Origin of the sequence: Micrococcus sp. Mcc28 (genome assembly GCF_024519775.1) — a bacterium.
Taxonomy (GTDB): Bacteria; Actinomycetota; Actinomycetes; order Actinomycetales; family Micrococcaceae; genus Micrococcus; species Micrococcus luteus.
The window spans coordinates 44,039-59,515 of the sequence record NZ_JALJRH010000003.1; the positions used below are offsets into that span (position 1 = coordinate 44,039).

Annotated in this window: 15 protein-coding genes; 10 read left to right on the forward strand and 5 right to left on the reverse strand. The window is 72.8% G+C overall.

From position 1 onward, the window contains the following. Window positions 1-27 precede the first annotated feature (27 nt). Together NR073_RS02100 and NR073_RS02105 are read right to left on the reverse strand one after the other, a co-directional pair. On the reverse strand, window positions 28-1,221 hold the full coding sequence (locus NR073_RS02100; protein ID WP_060973604.1) for an alcohol dehydrogenase catalytic domain-containing protein: 1,194 nt from the start codon (window positions 1,219-1,221) through the stop codon (window positions 28-30). 222 nt (window positions 1,222-1,443) lie between these two features. After that, entirely contained in the window at window positions 1,444-2,940 is a 1,497-nt protein-coding gene (locus NR073_RS02105; RefSeq protein ID WP_060973603.1) for a sodium:solute symporter, read from the reverse strand. A gap of 184 nt (window positions 2,941-3,124) precedes the next feature. On the opposite strand from NR073_RS02105, the gene NR073_RS02110 reads away from it, so the two are divergent. The 6 genes from NR073_RS02110 to NR073_RS02135 all read left to right on the forward strand — a co-directional run bounded on the left by NR073_RS02110 (window position 3,125) and on the right by NR073_RS02135 (window position 9,856). After that, window positions 3,125-4,465 (forward strand): cytosine permease, encoded by a 1,341-nt coding sequence (locus NR073_RS02110; RefSeq protein WP_060973602.1) that lies wholly within the window; start codon window positions 3,125-3,127, stop codon window positions 4,463-4,465. Then, window positions 4,455-5,171, forward strand: coding sequence for a cyclase family protein (locus tag NR073_RS02115; RefSeq protein ID WP_256748563.1), 717 nt, complete (start codon window positions 4,455-4,457; stop codon window positions 5,169-5,171). The genes NR073_RS02110 and NR073_RS02115 overlap by 11 nt, the downstream gene beginning before the upstream one ends. Beyond that, window positions 5,168-5,737, forward strand: a complete 570-nt coding sequence (locus tag NR073_RS02120; protein ID WP_061866961.1) for an XRE family transcriptional regulator — start codon at window positions 5,168-5,170, stop codon at window positions 5,735-5,737. Before NR073_RS02115 ends, NR073_RS02120 begins: the two co-directional genes overlap by 4 nt. Window positions 5,738-5,813: 76 nt before the next feature. Continuing rightward, window positions 5,814-6,830 (forward strand): agmatinase, encoded by a 1,017-nt coding sequence (gene speB / locus NR073_RS02125; RefSeq protein ID WP_061866960.1) that lies wholly within the window; start codon window positions 5,814-5,816, stop codon window positions 6,828-6,830. Further along, complete coding sequence (locus NR073_RS02130) at window positions 6,827-8,545, forward strand: thiamine pyrophosphate-binding protein (protein WP_256748564.1); 1,719 nt, start codon at window positions 6,827-6,829, stop codon at window positions 8,543-8,545. Before speB ends, NR073_RS02130 begins: the two co-directional genes overlap by 4 nt. 258 nt (window positions 8,546-8,803) lie before the next feature. Next, entirely contained in the window at window positions 8,804-9,856 is a 1,053-nt protein-coding gene (locus NR073_RS02135) for a 3,4-dioxygenase subunit beta (RefSeq protein WP_256748565.1), read from the forward strand. 23 nt (window positions 9,857-9,879) lie between these two features. On the opposite strand, the gene NR073_RS02140 is transcribed toward NR073_RS02135, so the two are convergent. Further along, the gene (locus tag NR073_RS02140) at window positions 9,880-10,404 is read right to left on the reverse strand and encodes a pyridoxamine 5'-phosphate oxidase family protein (RefSeq protein WP_135019869.1); all 525 of its coding nucleotides are present in this window, start codon (window positions 10,402-10,404) and stop codon (window positions 9,880-9,882) included. A gap of 67 nt (window positions 10,405-10,471) precedes the next feature. Next, on the reverse strand, window positions 10,472-11,377 hold the full coding sequence (locus tag NR073_RS02145) for an inositol monophosphatase (protein ID WP_135019868.1): 906 nt from the start codon (window positions 11,375-11,377) through the stop codon (window positions 10,472-10,474). Window positions 11,378-11,505: 128 nt separating this feature from the next. Between NR073_RS02145 and NR073_RS02150 the strand changes: the two genes are divergently transcribed. The 4 genes from NR073_RS02150 (at window position 11,506) to NR073_RS02165 (ending at window position 14,722) form a co-directional block, all read left to right on the forward strand. Beyond that, the gene (locus NR073_RS02150) at window positions 11,506-12,516 is read left to right on the forward strand and encodes an IS481 family transposase (RefSeq protein ID WP_256748566.1); all 1,011 of its coding nucleotides are present in this window, start codon (window positions 11,506-11,508) and stop codon (window positions 12,514-12,516) included. A 68-nt stretch (window positions 12,517-12,584) separates the two neighbouring features. Then, entirely contained in the window at window positions 12,585-13,031 is a 447-nt protein-coding gene (locus NR073_RS02155) for a DUF6508 domain-containing protein (protein ID WP_020621601.1), read from the forward strand. A 27-nt stretch (window positions 13,032-13,058) separates the two neighbouring features. Next, the gene (locus NR073_RS02160) at window positions 13,059-14,279 is read left to right on the forward strand and encodes an App1 family protein (RefSeq protein WP_061866956.1); all 1,221 of its coding nucleotides are present in this window, start codon (window positions 13,059-13,061) and stop codon (window positions 14,277-14,279) included. Then, window positions 14,276-14,722: a thioesterase family protein gene (locus NR073_RS02165; RefSeq protein ID WP_002853740.1), complete on the forward strand. Its 447-nt coding sequence runs from the start codon at window positions 14,276-14,278 to the stop codon at window positions 14,720-14,722. Before NR073_RS02160 ends, NR073_RS02165 begins: the two co-directional genes overlap by 4 nt. A 141-nt stretch (window positions 14,723-14,863) precedes the next feature. Here the strand turns inward: NR073_RS02165 and NR073_RS02170 are convergent, their stop codons facing one another. Further along, window positions 14,864-15,397: a hypothetical protein gene (locus tag NR073_RS02170; RefSeq protein WP_228070727.1), complete on the reverse strand. Its 534-nt coding sequence runs from the start codon at window positions 15,395-15,397 to the stop codon at window positions 14,864-14,866. Between the last annotated feature and the right edge of the window lie 80 nt (window positions 15,398-15,477).

Genomic DNA, 15,477 nt, shown 5'->3' on the forward strand with positions numbered 1-15,477 from the left:
GCCGTCGTGCCTCCGGGGGCGGACCGCTCAGCGGGCGATCATGCCGTGGGGGTCGATGACGAACTTCTCCACGGCGCCCTGGTCGAACTCCGCGTAGGCCTGGGGTGCCTCGTCCAGGGTGATCACGCGCGGGTTGACCAACTCCGTCAGGTACGGCATCCGGTCCCACAGGATCGACATCATCAGCTGACGGTTGTAGCGCATGATGGGCGCCTGGCCGCCGATGATGTGGGGCGACTTGATCCAGGCCTTGCCAAAGTCCACCGGGAAGGTGCCCTCCTGCTCGGCCTTCGTCTCCGCGATCGGGTCCGGCCCGTAGATGCCGATGATGCCCGTGGCACCGCCCGGACGGGTGATGTCCAGGACCTGGTTCACGGCGGCGATCGGCTGCATCTCATCGGACTCGGAGCCCAGGCCGTGGGCCTCGGAGCCGACGCAGTCCACCGCGCAGTCCACCATCGGCTCGCCGAGGATGTCGTTCACGGCGTCCTGCAGGTTCTCCGTGACGGAGAGGTCGATGGTCTCGCAGCCGTGCTTGCGCACCAGCTCCAGCCGCGAGGCGTCCTGATCGCCCACGATGATGCACGAGGCGCCCAGCAGCCGAGCGGCGGCCGCGGCGCACCGGCCCACGGGCCCGGCACCGGCGATGTAGACGGTGGAGCCGGGCTTGGCACCGGCCTCCATGAGGCCGTGGAACGCCGTCGGGAGGATGTCCGAGAGCACGGCCAGATCCAGGATCTTCTCCATCGCCTGCTCCTGGTCCGGGAAGCGCAGCAGCTGGAAGTCGGCGTACGGCACGAACAGGTACTCGGCCTGTCCGCCCTGGAAGTTGCCCAGATTGAAGCCGTAGGCGGCGCACGCCTGCTCCGGGTTGGCGGTCTCACACACCTCGGTGCGGCCGGCGCGGCAGTTGCGACAGCGGCCGCAGGCCACGTTGAACGGCACGGAGACGAGGTCGCCCTCCTGCAGGAACTGGACGTCGCTGCCGATCTCCAGCACCTGGCCGGTCATCTCGTGACCCAGCACCATGCCCTCGGGCACGGGGAAGGAGCCGCGGTAGATGTGCAGGTCGCTGCCGCAGATGTTGGTGGCGACGATCTTGAGGATGACACCGTGCGGGGCGGCGGAGCCGTCAGGCATCTCCAGCTTGGGGAAGTCCAGCTCGTCGACGCGCACGTCCTTGATGCCGTGGAATGCCACGGCGCGGTTCTTGGTGGTCATGAAACTGCTGCCTTTCTGTCTCCAGCGAGGCCCCCGGCGGGGCGAGAGACGGGGCGAACCCGAGGGGGAGTCCCAGTCCCGGGCTGTACGGACACACTAGGGGCCCGGGGGAGCCTGGGGGAAGGGTCGCCCGCCGCCACCCGCCGCACCGGTCACCTGGCCTCGGCCACCGTGCGGGCGTCGGAGGATCACAGGCCCCGGGGTCATCGGCCAGGGGCACTCTCAGACCGCGGCGTCGACGCCGTGGCGGGAGCGCACCCGCCAGGCCTCGAGGACCGCGGGATCGGTGGGCCGGGTCATCAGGCTGAGGAGGACGTACACGACGGCGGAGGCGGCCAGACCGACGTAGATCGGCTCGTTCGCGAAGACGCCCTCCAAGGGCTCGGCGGCGTTCAGCTCGAGCCAGCCCATGGTGCCGAGGGTGCCCAGCGTTCCGACCACCATGGACCACAGCGCCGCCGTGCCGGTGCCGCGCTTCCACACGAGGCCGCCGACGATCGCGACGAACAGGCCGCCCACGAGGATGTCGTACGCGATGGTCAGGGCCGCCACCACGTCCGGGACGACGATCGCCAGCCCCAGCACGACGGCGCCGAGCAGCAGCACCCAGCCGCGGTTCGAGGCGAGCTCCGCCGCGGTCTCCGTGGCCGCGTCCTCGGTGGTGGCGCCGTCCTCGGCGGCGGCGGCCTCGCCGCGGAGGATGGGGAGGATGTCGGTGCGCATCACGGTCGAGGCCGCGATGATCGCCCCTGATGCGGTGGACATCATGGCCGCGACGGCGGCCGCCAGGGCCACGCCGCCCACGCCGACGGGCAGCAGGTTCTGGGCGACCCACGCGAACACGTCGTCCGTGGTGGCGATGTCCGCGGTCACCGTGCGGGCGGCCATGCCGATCACGGCGCCGGCGACGCCGTAGGCGATGCAGTACAGCCCCGCCGTGGCGCCGCCGATCTGAGCCACGCGCGGGGAGCGGGCCGTGAAGACGCGCTGCCAGACGTCCTGGCCGATCAGCAGGCCGAGGGTGTAGATCACGAAGTAGGTGACGATCGACTGCACGCCGATCCCGTCCCAGCTGAAGAACTCGGCGCCCAGGCGCTGCTGCATGGCGCTCCAGCCGCCGGCGTTGGCCAGGGAGAGGGGGAGCATGAGGGCGAACAGGCCGATGGTCATGATGAGGAACTGGGCCATGTCGGCCAGGGTGATGGACCACATGCCGCCGAGCACGGAGTAGGCCAGCACGATGCCGCCGCCCACCAGGACGGACAGCCAGCGGTCCCAGCCGAAGAGCACCACGAAGATCGACGCGTAGGCGCCCGTGGAGGTGGCGGCGAGCATGAGCGTGTAGGCGAGCATCACGAAGGAGGAGGCGTGGGAGGCCCCGCCGCGGCCGTACCGCAGGCGCAGCATCTGCGAGACGGTGTAGATCTTCAGGCGGGCCAGGATCGGGGCGAACGCCACCGACAGGATGAGCACGCCGACGCCGATGGCGGCCACGAGCCACGCGCCGGAGAGCCCGAACTCGTACCCCAGGCCGACGCCGCCCACGGTGGCGGCGCCGCCGAGCACGACGGCGGCCATGGTGCCGGTGAACAGCACCGGCCCGAGGCGGCGGCCCGCCACGAGGTAGTCCTCCGAGCTGGCGGCGCGGGTCTTGCCCCACCAGCCGAAGGCGAGCATGCCGACCAGGTAGACGGCGACGATGGTCAGGTTGAGGGTCACGGGTGGTCCTTGGGGCGAGGGGATCCAGGGCGCCGGGATGCGGGGGCGCCGCGGGCGGGACAGGAGAGATCGGCGTGTTGCCGATCACACGATCTGGGTCTACGGTAAACACATGTTGCATCGCAGGCAACATGTCGTCCAGGGCGACGGGGCGCAGGCTCCGGGTCGAACGAGAGGAGCGCGTGTGTCCGAGCATGTCGTCCAGACACCGCCCCGCGGCACCGTGAGCACGCTCCGCATGCTCCTGATCTGGCTGGCCGCCAACCTCGTGGTCACCACGCTTCTGACGGGGACCCTCTTCCAGCCCGGGGTCTCCTATGCCACCGCCTTGACAAGCATCGTGCTCGGCACCGTCCTCGGCGCCCTCGTCCTGGTGGGGGTCGGGGTCATCGGCGCCCGCACCGGTCTGCCCACCATGGCGCTGACCCGTGCGGCCTTCGGCCACCGCGGATCTCTGTTGCCGGTGACGTTCAACGTGGTGGTCCTGATGGGGTGGTCCTGGGTGCAGGCCATGCTGGCCGGCCTCGCGGTGGACGCCCTGGTGTCCGCGGCCACCGGATTCTCCTCGCCGATGCTCTTCGCGGTCCTGTGCCAGCTCGTCGTCGTGGCCCTGGCGATCCTCGGGCACGAGGGCATCGCGCGGATCGAACCCTGGCTCGCCCTCGTGATGCTCGCCGTGATGGGCGGGATCTTCGTCACCGCCTTCCGTGCCCACGGCCCGGCCGAGCTGGCGTCGATCCCGGTGGACCCCGCAGTCGAGCTGACTCCCGCCCTCGCCTTCGATCTCGTCTTCGCCACGGCCATCTCGTGGACCGTCCTCTCCGCCGACATCACCCGGAACGCGAGCACCCCGCGAGCGGCCGCGCTGGGCTCTGGCATCGGCTACACCCTGTCCACCGTCATCGCGATGAGCCTGGGCCTCACGGCCTTCGCACACGTGCTCCTGGGCGACGCCGCGGCCACCCCCTTCGACCCGGCGACCCTCGTCGCGGCCTTCGGCTGGCCGCTGGCCGTGGTGATGTTCCTCTCGGTCATGGCCACGAACACGATGGTGGTCTACGGGATGGCGACGTCGGTCACCCACGCCTCGCTGAGCCGGCCCCTTCCGTTCGTGCCTGTCGCCCTGGTGCTCGGCGCGGTGAGCGTCATCGGTGCGATGTGGTTCGACCTGCTCACCCGCTTCACAGATTTCCTTGCGCTGATCGGCGCCTTCTTCGTGCCGGTGTTCGCCGTGATCCTCGTGGACTACGTGCTCCAGGGCCGCCGCACCACCCTGGACGTGCTCGTGGCCCGTGGCCCGCGCGCCTGGTTCCGCGGGGGTGTCCACGGGCGAGCAGTGGCCGTGTGGGTCGTCGGTGCCGCGACGTCGTGGCTGCTCACGGACGTGTGGCCCAGTCCCGTCGGTGTCACCGTCCCGGTGTTCCTCCTGAGCGCCCTGCTCTACGCCCTGCTCGCCTGGCCGCGTCATCGGCCGGAGGCCCGCCCGGAGGCCGGCGCGTCGATCGAGGGACGCCGTGGCGTCTGACTCCGTTGCCCCCCTGCTCCTCTCGCGCCCCCTGGAGGACCGCATGCCCGTGTACCCGGGCGATCCAGGTGTGCGTATCCGTCCCGCCCTCACCGTCGCCCAGGACGGGGTCGCGGTCATGGCCCTCGAGATCGGCTCGCATGCCGGCACCCACGTGGACGCCCCGTGCCACACCGTGCCGGGCGGCCGCACCGTCGAGGGGCTGACCTGGGACGAGCTGTGCGGGGACACCCTCGTCCTCGGTCTGGCCGGGCTCGCCCCCGGGGAGCCGATCTCCGCCGCGCGCCTGGCCCCCCTCCTGCCCGGCACGGATGCGCAGACGCCCGCCCGACTCCTGCTGGCCACGGGCTGGGATCGACACTGGCGCGACGGCCTCCTCCGCGCGCGTCATCCCTTCCTCACAGGAGAGGCCGCGGCCATGCTGTGGGATCGTGGCATCCGTCTGTTGGGGGTGGACATGCTCAGTCCCGATCCCACCGGGCTCGCCGGTGAGCCCGACCTTCCTGCCCACGCGGCCTTCCTCGGCGGCGACGGGATCATCGTCGAGAACCTCGTGGGGCTGGACGCGCTCCGCCCCGCAGGGGCGGCGCCGCGCGCCGACTGGTCCGCCCGCCTCCGGCTCGAGGTGCATCCGCTGCCCCTGGCCGGCGGCGACGGCGCCCCGGCCCGCGTCCTCGCCTGGCCGACGTCGGGAGGAACGCGATGAAGGCCCTCCCGCTCGAGACCACCCCGGGCCAGGCGCTGATCGGCCGCCGGCTGCGCGCGCTGCGCGAGGCGCGGCGGCTCACCGTGGCCCAGCTGGCCGAGGCGGCCGGCGTCAGCAAGGGCTTCCTCTCCCGCCTCGAGCGGGACCTGACGAGCCCGTCCGTGAGCACGCTCGTGACCCTGTGCCAGGTGCTCGGCGCGAGCCCGGGCGACGTCCTGGACGCGCCCGAGGTGACGGTCGTGCGCCTCGCCGACGCCCCCGCGATCAGCCTCGGCGGCGAGGGCATCCGCGAGCGCCTGATCACCCCGCGCGGCAGTCGCGACCTGCAGATCCTGCGCGCCGACATCGCGCCGCACGGCCGCGGGGAGGCGGAGCTGTACACCGTGGACTGCCGCGTGGAGGCGGTGCACGTGGCCACCGGCCGCCTCGAACTGCGGACCACCGAGGCCGTGCACCTGTTGGAGGAGGGGGACACCGTCACCCTCCCCGGCCGCGAGCCTCACTCGTGGGCCAATCCGGACGACCGCCCCGCCGTCGTGCTGTGGACCCTCGTGGGCCACGCGTGACCCCGTGCGGCACGCCCGCACCGGACAGACCAGACCGAACCGAATCGAACCGAACCGCCCCGAGAGGACATCCCAGATGCTCGAGATCCCCCGCGTCGAGGACAACGGCCGCCTCGGCCCCGTGAACTCCGCCCTCGTGCCCCGCTACGGCGGCGCCCCCACCTACGCGCTGCTGCCGCGCCTGGACGAGGCGGCCGCGGCCGGCGTCGCCCCGGAGATCAAGGTGGTCGGCGTCCCGTTCGACGCCGGTGTCTCCTACCGCCCCGGTGCACGCTTCGGGTCCGGCCACGTGCGGCAGTCCTCGCGGCTGCTGCGCCCGTACAACCCCGCCACGGACACCTCGCCCTTCGCGCAGGCCCAGGTGGTGGACGCCGGGGACATGGCGGTGAACCCGTTCACCATCGGCGAGGCCATCGAGGCGATCCAGCAGGACGCGATGGACCTCACCGAGGACGGCTCCTCGCTCATGACCATCGGCGGCGACCACACCATCGCGCTGCCGCTGCTGCGCGCCGCCTCCGCCCGGGCGGGTGAGCCCGTGGCCCTGCTGCACTTCGACGCCCACCTGGACACGTGGGACACCTACTTCGGCGCCGAGTACACCCACGGCACGCCGTTCCGCCGCGCCGTGGAGGAGGGGATCCTGGACACCGAGGCCATCTCGCATGTGGGCACGCGCGGTCCGCTCTACGGCAAGAAGGACCTCGACGACGACCACCGCATGGGCTTCGGCATCGTCACCTCCTCGGACGTGTTCCGTCAGGGCGTGGACGAGATCGTGGACCAGCTGCGCGAGCGCATCGGGGGTCGGCCGCTCTACATCTCGGTGGACATCGACGTCCTCGACCCCGCGCACGCGCCGGGCACCGGCACCCCCGAGGCCGGCGGCATCACGAGCCGCGAGCTGCTCGAGATCCTCCGCGGCCTGCGCGGGCTGGACATCGTGGGCGCGGACCTGGTGGAGGTGGCCCCGGCCTACGACCACGCCGAGCTGACCGGCGTCGCCGCCTCCCACGTGGCGTACGACCTCATCTCCCTGATGGCCGACCGCCGCGCCACCCGCGCGGCCGCCGGTGAGGAGCCGGGCCGATGACGGACGAGCAGACGACGACGGCGGCGGCCCCGCGGCGCAACGGCGGCGACCTCGCCGTCGAGACGCTCCACGCCCTGGGTGCACGGACGGTCTTCGGCATCCCGGGCCAGCACGCCCTCGGCCTCTTCGACGCCCTGTCCCGCTCCCCGCTGGAGTTCGTCTCGAACCGCGTGGAGAACAACGCCGCCTTCGCCGCGGACGGGTACGCCCGGGCCACCGGCGAGGTCGGCGTCCTGTTCCTGTCCACCGGCCCGGGCGCCCTCACCTCGCTGGCCGGCCTGCAGGAGGCCTACGCGACCGGTGTGCCGATGCTCGTGATCGCCTCGCAGATCCCGCTGTCCGGGCTCGGCGCCCGGCGCAAGGGCATGCTGCACCAGCTGGACGACCAGAAGGCCTCGGCCCGCAACGTCACCAAGGCCCAGTTCACGGTGCACCACGCCTCGGGCATCCCGTCCGCCATCCAGGACGCGTGGGCCGAGGCCGTCACCGTGCCGCAGGGGCCGGTGTGGGTCGAGATCCCGCAGGACGTGCTGCTCGGCGAGGTCATGGTGCCCCCGGTCGAGGACGCCCTGGCCGTGCCCTACGACCACCCACCGCGCGCGGAGCTCGTGGCCGAGTCCGTGCGCTGGCTGCGCGGGGCCGGGCGGGTGGCGATCGTGGCCGGCGGCGGCGTGCGCCGCTCCGGCCGGGCCGCGATGGCGAGCCTGCGGGAGGTCGCGGAGCTGCTCCAGGCACCCGTGGTGTGCTCGCCGGGCGGCAACACCGCCTTCCCGTGGGGGCACCCGCTCAGCCTCGGCGGCTGGGTGGAGGACCGCCTCGTCACGGATCTGCTCGAGGACGCGGAGGTGCTGCTGGTGGTGGGCTCCTCCCTCGGCGAGGTCACCTCGAACTACTTCACGCTCGAGCCGCGCGGCCGTCTCATCCAGGTGGACGCGGAGCCGCGGGTGCTGGAGACCAACCACCCCACGCTGGGTGTGCGCGCCGACGCCGGCCAGGCGCTCGAGGCCCTCGCCGCGGCGCTGCGCGAGTCGGGCTCGGTGGCGCAGGACGCCGCCGTCTGGCACGGCCGCACCCCGGCCGAGGTGGTCGCCGACGTCAACGCGCGCATCGGCGCCCGGCTAGACGCCCAGGACCTCGGCGTGGAGCGCCGGCTCCTGGCGGACATCCGGGCCGCCGTCCCGTCGACCATGCAGACGTACTGGGACATGACCATCGCCGCCTACTGGGCGTGGAACTGCTGGGACGCGCAGGACGGCGAGTTCCACTCTGCCCAGGGCGCCGGGGGGCTCGGCTACGGGTTCCCGGCCGCGTTCGGCGGCGCGGTGGGCCTGGCCCACCAGGGACGCACCGGGATCGACGGGCGCGTGCTCGCCGTCGCCGGCGACGGCTCGGCGATGTACTCCCTCGCCGAGCTCGCGGCCGCCAGACAGCACGGCGCGGCGGTGACGTGGCTGATCATCGACGACGGCGGGTACGGCATCCTGCGCGAGTACATGGAGGGCGCGTTCGGCAAGGCCACGGCCACCGAGCTCGACCGGCCGGACTTCCAGGCCCTCGCCGCCTCCTTCGGCGTGCCCGCCGAGACGGTGGGAGTGGGGGACGTGCGCGGCGCGCTCGAGCGCTCGTTCCAGGCGGACGGGCCGAACGTCGTCGTGGTGCAGACCCGCCTGGCGATGTGGGCGCCGAGCCACCTGGGGGAGGCCCCGGAGGTCTGAGGCGGCCCGGCGCCGGAATCGCTGACTCGACCCTGAGAGTGTGCGCCACCTTTCCAGGTGCATGTTTCAGCAACGGAGCTGGACCGGCAGGTAGTTGAGGCGTCGACCGAGGCGCCGGCGGTCCCGCCCGTGTCAGAAACCGCCCAGGAGATGTCCTGGAACCATCCCGCCGATCTCACGAAAACGTCCGGCATCCGTTGCCATGCTGGCCTCTCGACGCGGTCCGCCACCCGGCGGGCGCCCCACGAGAGGAACTCCATGGCCCCCTGGCTCTCGATCCGCTCCCGCCGTCCCTTCCCCCAGGTCTCCGAGGGAGGCGAGGCCCCCGCCGTCACGCCCACCTTCGAGGGCCGGGCCTTCCACCGCCCGGCCGAGGACGTCGAGGACCAGGGCGCCGCCTTCGACGTCGGCACGCTCGTCTCCCGCCGCAACGCGCTGGGCATCTTCGGCGCGGGGGCGGGAGCCCTCGTCCTCGCCGCGTGCGGTGTCCAGGAGGGCGCCTCGTCCTCCTCCGGCTCGACGTCGGCGAGCGCCGGCTCCTCGTCACCCGCGGCCTCCTCCTCGTCGGCGGCGAGCGCCTCGCCGTCCGCCACCCTGACCGAGATGGTCACCGAGAACGCAGGCCCGTACCCGGGCGGCGGCTCCAACGGCCCGGACGTGCTCGACGCGTCCGGCATCGAACGTTCCGACCTGACCACGAGCATCGACACGGGCACCGTCGCCGAGGGCGTCCCGCTGACGGTGACGATGAACGTGATCGACATGGCCCACGGCGACGCCGCCATGACCGGCGCCGCCGTGTACCTCTGGCACGCCGACGCGCAGGGCCGCTACTCGATGTACTCGGACGGCATCACGGAGGAGACCTACCTGCGCGGCGTCCAGGTGGTGGGCGACGACGGCACGGTCACCTTCACCACGGTGTGGCCCGGCTGCTACGCCGGCCGGTGGCCCCACCTGCACTTCGAGGTGTTCCCGGACAAGGCGTCCATCACGGACGCGACGAACAACGTCCTCACCTCCCAGATCGCCATGCCCGAGGAGCAGTCCTCGCAGGTCTACGCCACCTCGGCCTACGACGGGTCGACGGCGAACTTCGCCAAGGTCAGCCTCGAGACGGACAACGTCTTCTCGGACGGCTACGAGACGCAGCTGCCGCAGATCACGGGCTCCGTGGAGAGGGGCTTCGCCATCACCATCGACGTCCCGATCGACACCACCACCGAGGAGGAGCAGGGCGGGATGGGCGGGCCCGGCGGTGGCCAGCCCCCGGCGGGCGGCGAGGGCGGGCAGCCCCCGGCGCGCCCCTGAGCCTTCCCGGCCCGGTCACCGGCTCAGTCGGTCTGGGACTCGTTGCGCTCGGGGTGCGGACCGAAGACGAAGTGGCGGCCGGACACGCGCTGGACGTCCACGCGGACGTAGAAGTCCTTGAGCGTCGGCACCCACGGCTCGATGCCGAGGGATTCGGCCTCCGCGATCTCCGCCTCCGTGTCCAGGCGGCGCGCGGTGCCGTGCACGAGCACGGACCAGGCCTGGTCGGCCAGGATCCCGTCGGCCTGCACCACGACGCGCGGATTCACCGTGAGCTCGGCGAGCTTCGAGCCGGGCGCGGTGCGGAAGTAGATGGCGCCGTCGTGGGCCCGCACGTTCACCGGCACGATGTCCGGCCGCCCGTCCACGGCCAGCCCGAGGCGCGCGTGGCGCACGCGGCCCAGCAGTCGCCAGACCTGGTCCTCGTCCAGCACCAGGACGGCCTCCCCGTCCGGGTGCTCGAACATCAGGTGGTCCCCGGGCTCCGCGACGGGATCGGGGCGCTGCATCGACGGGGCGTCGGCGGTGTCGTGGTGCTGCGGGGTCATCGGGGCCTCCTGGCGTGCCGGGACGGGCGCCGTCGGGCGCGGCGCTGAGATCGGGTTCACTCCCATTCTAGACATGGTCGGTCGCCCGCGAGGCGACGATGTCGCCCAGCACCGCCGCCGTCGTCGGCGCCTCGCGGCCCGGGGCGACGGCGAGCGCGAACGGGCACGTGTGGGCGCGCGGGCCGTCGTCGACGAGCCGGCCCGACGACGGCGCGGCCGGGTCCGGCGTGAGCCACCTGCCCCCGGCGCGGCGCAGGATCAGCTGCCCCGCCGCGACGTCCCAGGGCTTGGTGTCCACGTACAGCGCGGCGTCGGCGCAGCCCGCCGCCGTGAAGGCGAGCTCGAGGGCGCCGGAGACGGTGCGGCGCACGGTCGCGTGGGCGGTCACGAGACGTCCGAAGCGGCGCAGCGCCTCCTCGCCCTCGCGCGCGATCGCCTCGCCCGCCGGATAGGAGGTCACGAGGTTCTGGGCGCGCTCGCCGCCGGCCGGCGCCGGCCGGCCGACCTCGGCCAGCGGACGCTCCGGCCCGTCGCCGCGGGTGAGGTAGGCGCCGTCCCCGTCGGCGGAGAACGCCAGCCCGCCCACGGGGTCCAGCACGACGCCGGCCACCACCTCGCCGTCGACCTCGGCGGCCAGGGACACCGAGAACATCGCGAAGCCGTGCGCGAAGTTGGAGGTGCCGTCGATGGGGTCGACGATCCAGGTCAGTCGGGCGGCCTCGCCGGTGCCGGCCCGCGCCCCGAGCTCCTCGCCGAGCACACCGGAGCCGGGGACCGCCGTCGTGAGCGCGGCGACGAGCCGGGCCTCGGTGCGTCGGTCGTGGACCGTGACCAGGTCGTGGTGCGTGGTCTTGGCCTCGGGTCCGGTGGCGGTGGGGGAGCGGAAGGCGGCGGCGAGGTCGTCGGCGACCGCGCGGGCGGCGTCGAGAGCGATCGCGCGCAGCTCGGCGGGGCAGGGCAGGGCGGGGCTCATGCCCCGAGCCTAGGTGTTGTGGGTCATGAGGTTCTTGACACGAGGCACGGGCTGAGATGAGACGAGCGGGCTCCGCCCCGCAGGATGGGAATTGCGACATCCACTCATCCGCGGAAGGAAGCCCGCTCGTGACTCACGCTAACGCACCTCTGACCCCCACCGGCCGGCTGCGCATGGTCCACCGCCACCTGAACGACGGGATCCCGCAGTCCCACGTGGCCACGGAGTTCCGCGTCAGTCGGCCCACGGTGGCCACCTGGGTCGCCCGCTACCGTGCCGAAGGCGAGGCAGGACTGCAAGACCGCTCGAGCCGGCCCCATCGCTCACCTGCCCGGCTCGACCCCGCGATCGTGGCCGAGCTGGAGGCCCTGCGCCGGGCCGAGAAGTGGTCCGCCCGGCGCATCCATCACCATCTGGTCGGCGAGGGCCACCAGGTGTGTCTTCGCACCGTGGGGCGATGGCTGCACCGGGCCGGGATCTCCCGCCTACGGGACCTGACCCCAGCCGGAGAAGACCTCCGCCGGCAGCCGGCCCGGAGGATCACCGCGAGGGGGCCAGGGCACATGGTGCACCTGGACGTGAAGAAGATCGGACGCATCCCTGAAGGGGGAGGCTGGCGCGCCCACGGAAGAGACAGTGAGGCGGGGCGTGCTTCCAAGCGCGGGTCTGGCCAGCGGGTCGGCTACACCTATCTGCACTCGGCGATCGACGGGTTCACCCGCCTGGCGTACACGGAGGCGCTGGAGGATGAGCGGGCGGCCACGACCGTGAGCTTCTACTGCCGGGCGCGGGCGTTCTTCGCCGCCCACGGCATCACCGTGGACCGGGTGGTCACGGACAACGGGAACAACTACCGGGCCGTGGACTTCACCGCGAAGGTGGTCTCGCTCGGGGGCCGGCACCACCGGATCCGCCCCTACACCCCGCGCCATAACGGGAAGGTCGAACGGTACAACCGGCTGATGGTCGATGAGGTCCTCTACGCCCGCCCGTACTCCTCAGAGCAAGCTCGGCGTGAGGCCCTGCAGGTGTGGGTGAACCACTACAACTACCATCGGCCTCATACCTCCTGCGGAGACGCTCCTCCGGCCTCACTGGCACCGACCCGAGTCGACAACGTCATGCCCTCCTACACCTAGGCGGGGGTCCGGACACTCCAGACCGCACGCGAGACAATGGGGCCGACCTACCGAGCAGAGGAGCCGCCATGACCGAGCACCCCCTCCCGACCCCCGACGACGACGCCACCCTCACCGGCCCGCAGACCCCCACGCCCCAGCGCGTGGCCGCCGTGCGTGCGCTGCGCGAGCTGCTCGCCGCCGGCTACGGCACCGAGGCCCGGCCCATCGCCTCGTACGGCGCCCCCGCGCCCGGCACCCTCGGCGGCGTCTACCCGGACTACGACGACCGCGTGTTCCCCGGCCTCGTGGCCGCGCAGGAGCTGGCCGGCATCGACGTCGATTACCTGCGGAACGTGGACCGGGTGAGCGAGGCCGGCATCGCCGAGGCGTCCCTGGCCGACCTCGGCACGCTGTTCACCTACCTGGTGCGCGGCGAGCGGTTCGCGGACGGGCACGTGGCCGCCGCGATCGAGAACGGCAAGGTCGGCCGCATGCTGGACCGCCTGACCGCGCTGGTCCCCGAGATCCGCTGAGAGCGCACGGTGCGGAATACTGGGCGCATGCCCGCAGCCTCCGACGCCCCCACGCCCGCGCCCCGGCGCGGCCGCCTGGCCCCTTCCGGTGACCCCACTCCCGTGGAGAACGTCGCCACGCACCTGCAGGAGGGGTGGAACCGTTGGCACCGCGCCCGCGCGCTGCGTGCCGGCAACGTGCCGACGGTCATGGCGTTCACGGGCTACGGCAGCACCAGCTGGGTGCGGATCCTCTCCCGTGTGGTGATCGCCTCCGACGAGGAGTTCATGAACGGCCGTCGGCTGTCGAAGGTGGTGGCGGACGGCGTGCGCGGCTGGCGCAACTTCGTGGCCCCGCCCATGGCCTACGCCGAGGTGGAGGTGCAGGTGGGGGACCTGCGCACCACGGTGCGCACGGACCGGATGGGCGTCGTCGACGTCGTGCTGGACGTCGAGCTGGAGCCCGGCTGGCAGACCGCCACCCTCCACGTCGGCGGCCAAGAGGAGCACGCCGTCATGGACCTGTACATCTGCGAGCCGGGCGCGCGGATCGGCCTGGTCTCGGACATCGACGACACCGTGGTGGTCACCTCGCTGCCCCGCCCCCTGCTGGCGGCCTGGAACTCGTTCGTGATCGACGAGCACGCCCGCACGCCCACTCCGGGGATCGCCGTGCTGCTGCGCCGGATCGCCGAGCTCGAGCCGAAGGCCCCCGTGCTGTACCTGTCCACGGGCGCGTGGAACGTGGCGCAGACCCTCACCCGCTTCCTGGGCCGCAACCTCTACCCGCTCGGCGCTCTGCTGCTGACCAGCTGGGGGCCCACGAGGGACCGCTGGTTCCGTTCCGGTCAGGAGCACAAGAGGGTCCAGCTCGAGCGCCTCGCCGAGCAGTTCCCGGACATCCAGTGGATCCTGGTGGGCGACGACGGCCAGCACGACCCCGAGATCTACGCCGAGTTCGCGCAGCGCCACCCCGACCGGGTCAAGGCGATCGTCATCCGGCAGCTGACCCCCTCGCAGGCGCTGCTCGCGGGCGGCCGGGCGGAGGACACCCGCCATTCCACCCCGGGCATCCCGTGGTGCTACGGCCCGGACGGGGCCACGCTGTCCAATCAGCTCGAGGACCTGGGCATCCTGCCCGTCGAGTTCGTGGACGTGCAGCCCGAGGCCTGGCGCGAGGACATCCTCGGTGACGACGAGGCGCCGGCGACCCTCGACGCCCCGGGGCAGCGCGACGGCCGGCCCGCGGACGAGGAGGCCGCCCGATGACCGCCTCGCGCTCCGTCGAGGTCCGCATCCCGCTGCGCTGGGCGGACATGGACGCCTACGGCCACGTGAACAACATCGCCGTGGTGCAGCTGCTGGAGGAGGCCCGCGTGGCGGCCTTCGGCGTGCCCGCGAACACCGGCGCCGGTGGCGGGCAGGCCCCGCCGATCGACCTCCTCGAGGGGGTGGCCCCCGGTGTGCGGACGTTCATCTCCGAGCACACTGTGAAGTACCGGGCCCAGATGCCCTACCGCCCCGTGCCGCTGCGCGTGGTGGTGAGCGTGGACGCCGTGAAGGCCGCCTCGGTGCACGTGGGCTACGCCCTGCACGACGGCGTCGACGACACCCTCTGCGCCACCGCGACGTCCGTCATGGTGTTCGTCGACGGGCAGACGGGCCGCCCCGTGCGCATCAGCCCCGAGCAGCGGGCGGCGCTGGCCGGCTGAGGCAGGCTGATGTGGGCTGCTGACTGCCCGGCAGCCGCCCAGCGACATCACCGCCGTGCAGCACGGCTGTGATGTCGCAGAGCGGAGGTCGAACGCTCGGGCTCGCGGAGGTCGGGACCGGGCCCGTGGGACGGCCGTGGATCAGACCGAGCGGGGGACGCCCGCGGCGGTGAGGATCCGCGCCAGCCGGTCCGGCCGCAGGAGGTCTCCCCACGTCCAATGCGCGCCCGCCCGGGTGACCAGCTGCAGGGCCACCTCCCGTTCCTTCTCCCGGCGGATGCTGGCGCGGCGGGCCGTGTCGTCACCGTCGAAGAACGACAGGTCGTACTTGCCCAGCCCGTCGAACTCCCCGTACACCCGCACCTGCTCCCACCAGAAGTCCGTGCGGGCCACCTCGCGTCCGTTCGCATCCCGGTGGCGATGCTGCAGCGCCGTGGGCGGGACGAAGCCGAGCTCGTGGATGCTGGCCCGGCTGTAGGACTCGCCGGCGGATTCCGCCCGCGCGTCCGCGAAGTGCCAGGCCCGCTCGAATCGGCGGAGGGCGGCCGCGGATTTGAGTCGGCTCTCCGCCTGCCTCGCCCAGCGTGCGGCCTCCTCGGGCCGGGCTCGGACGAGCGCGTCCAGCGGGGCCACGGCGTCGCGGAACGGGGTGGCCGCCCCCAGCACCAGCAGCACCGTGGGCAGCGGATCCGCCAGGACGGTTCCCAGGCTCTGCCCGTCCGACAGGACGGCCTCGACCGGCTGAGGCGCGGCGG

Excerpts from the sequence above, each read along its gene's own strand:
- NR073_RS02155 (WP_020621601.1), top strand. The coding sequence starts at position 12,585 with ATGACCGAGCACCCCCTCCCGACCCCCGACGACGACGCCACCCTCACC.
- speB (WP_061866960.1), top strand. The coding sequence starts at position 5,814 with ATGCTCGAGATCCCCCGCGTCGAGGACAACGGCCGCCTCGGCCCCGTG.
- NR073_RS02120 (WP_061866961.1), top strand. The coding sequence starts at position 5,168 with ATGAAGGCCCTCCCGCTCGAGACCACCCCGGGCCAGGCGCTGATCGGC.
- NR073_RS02135 (WP_256748565.1), top strand. The coding sequence starts at position 8,804 with ATGGCCCCCTGGCTCTCGATCCGCTCCCGCCGTCCCTTCCCCCAGGTC.
- NR073_RS02160 (WP_061866956.1), top strand. The coding sequence starts at position 13,059 with ATGCCCGCAGCCTCCGACGCCCCCACGCCCGCGCCCCGGCGCGGCCGC.
- NR073_RS02140 (WP_135019869.1), bottom strand. The coding sequence starts at position 10,404 with ATGACCCCGCAGCACCACGACACCGCCGACGCCCCGTCGATGCAGCGC.
- NR073_RS02130 (WP_256748564.1), top strand. The coding sequence starts at position 6,827 with ATGACGGACGAGCAGACGACGACGGCGGCGGCCCCGCGGCGCAACGGC.
- NR073_RS02165 (WP_002853740.1), top strand. The coding sequence starts at position 14,276 with ATGACCGCCTCGCGCTCCGTCGAGGTCCGCATCCCGCTGCGCTGGGCG.
- NR073_RS02145 (WP_135019868.1), bottom strand. The coding sequence starts at position 11,377 with ATGAGCCCCGCCCTGCCCTGCCCCGCCGAGCTGCGCGCGATCGCTCTC.
- NR073_RS02100 (WP_060973604.1), bottom strand. The coding sequence starts at position 1,221 with ATGACCACCAAGAACCGCGCCGTGGCATTCCACGGCATCAAGGACGTG.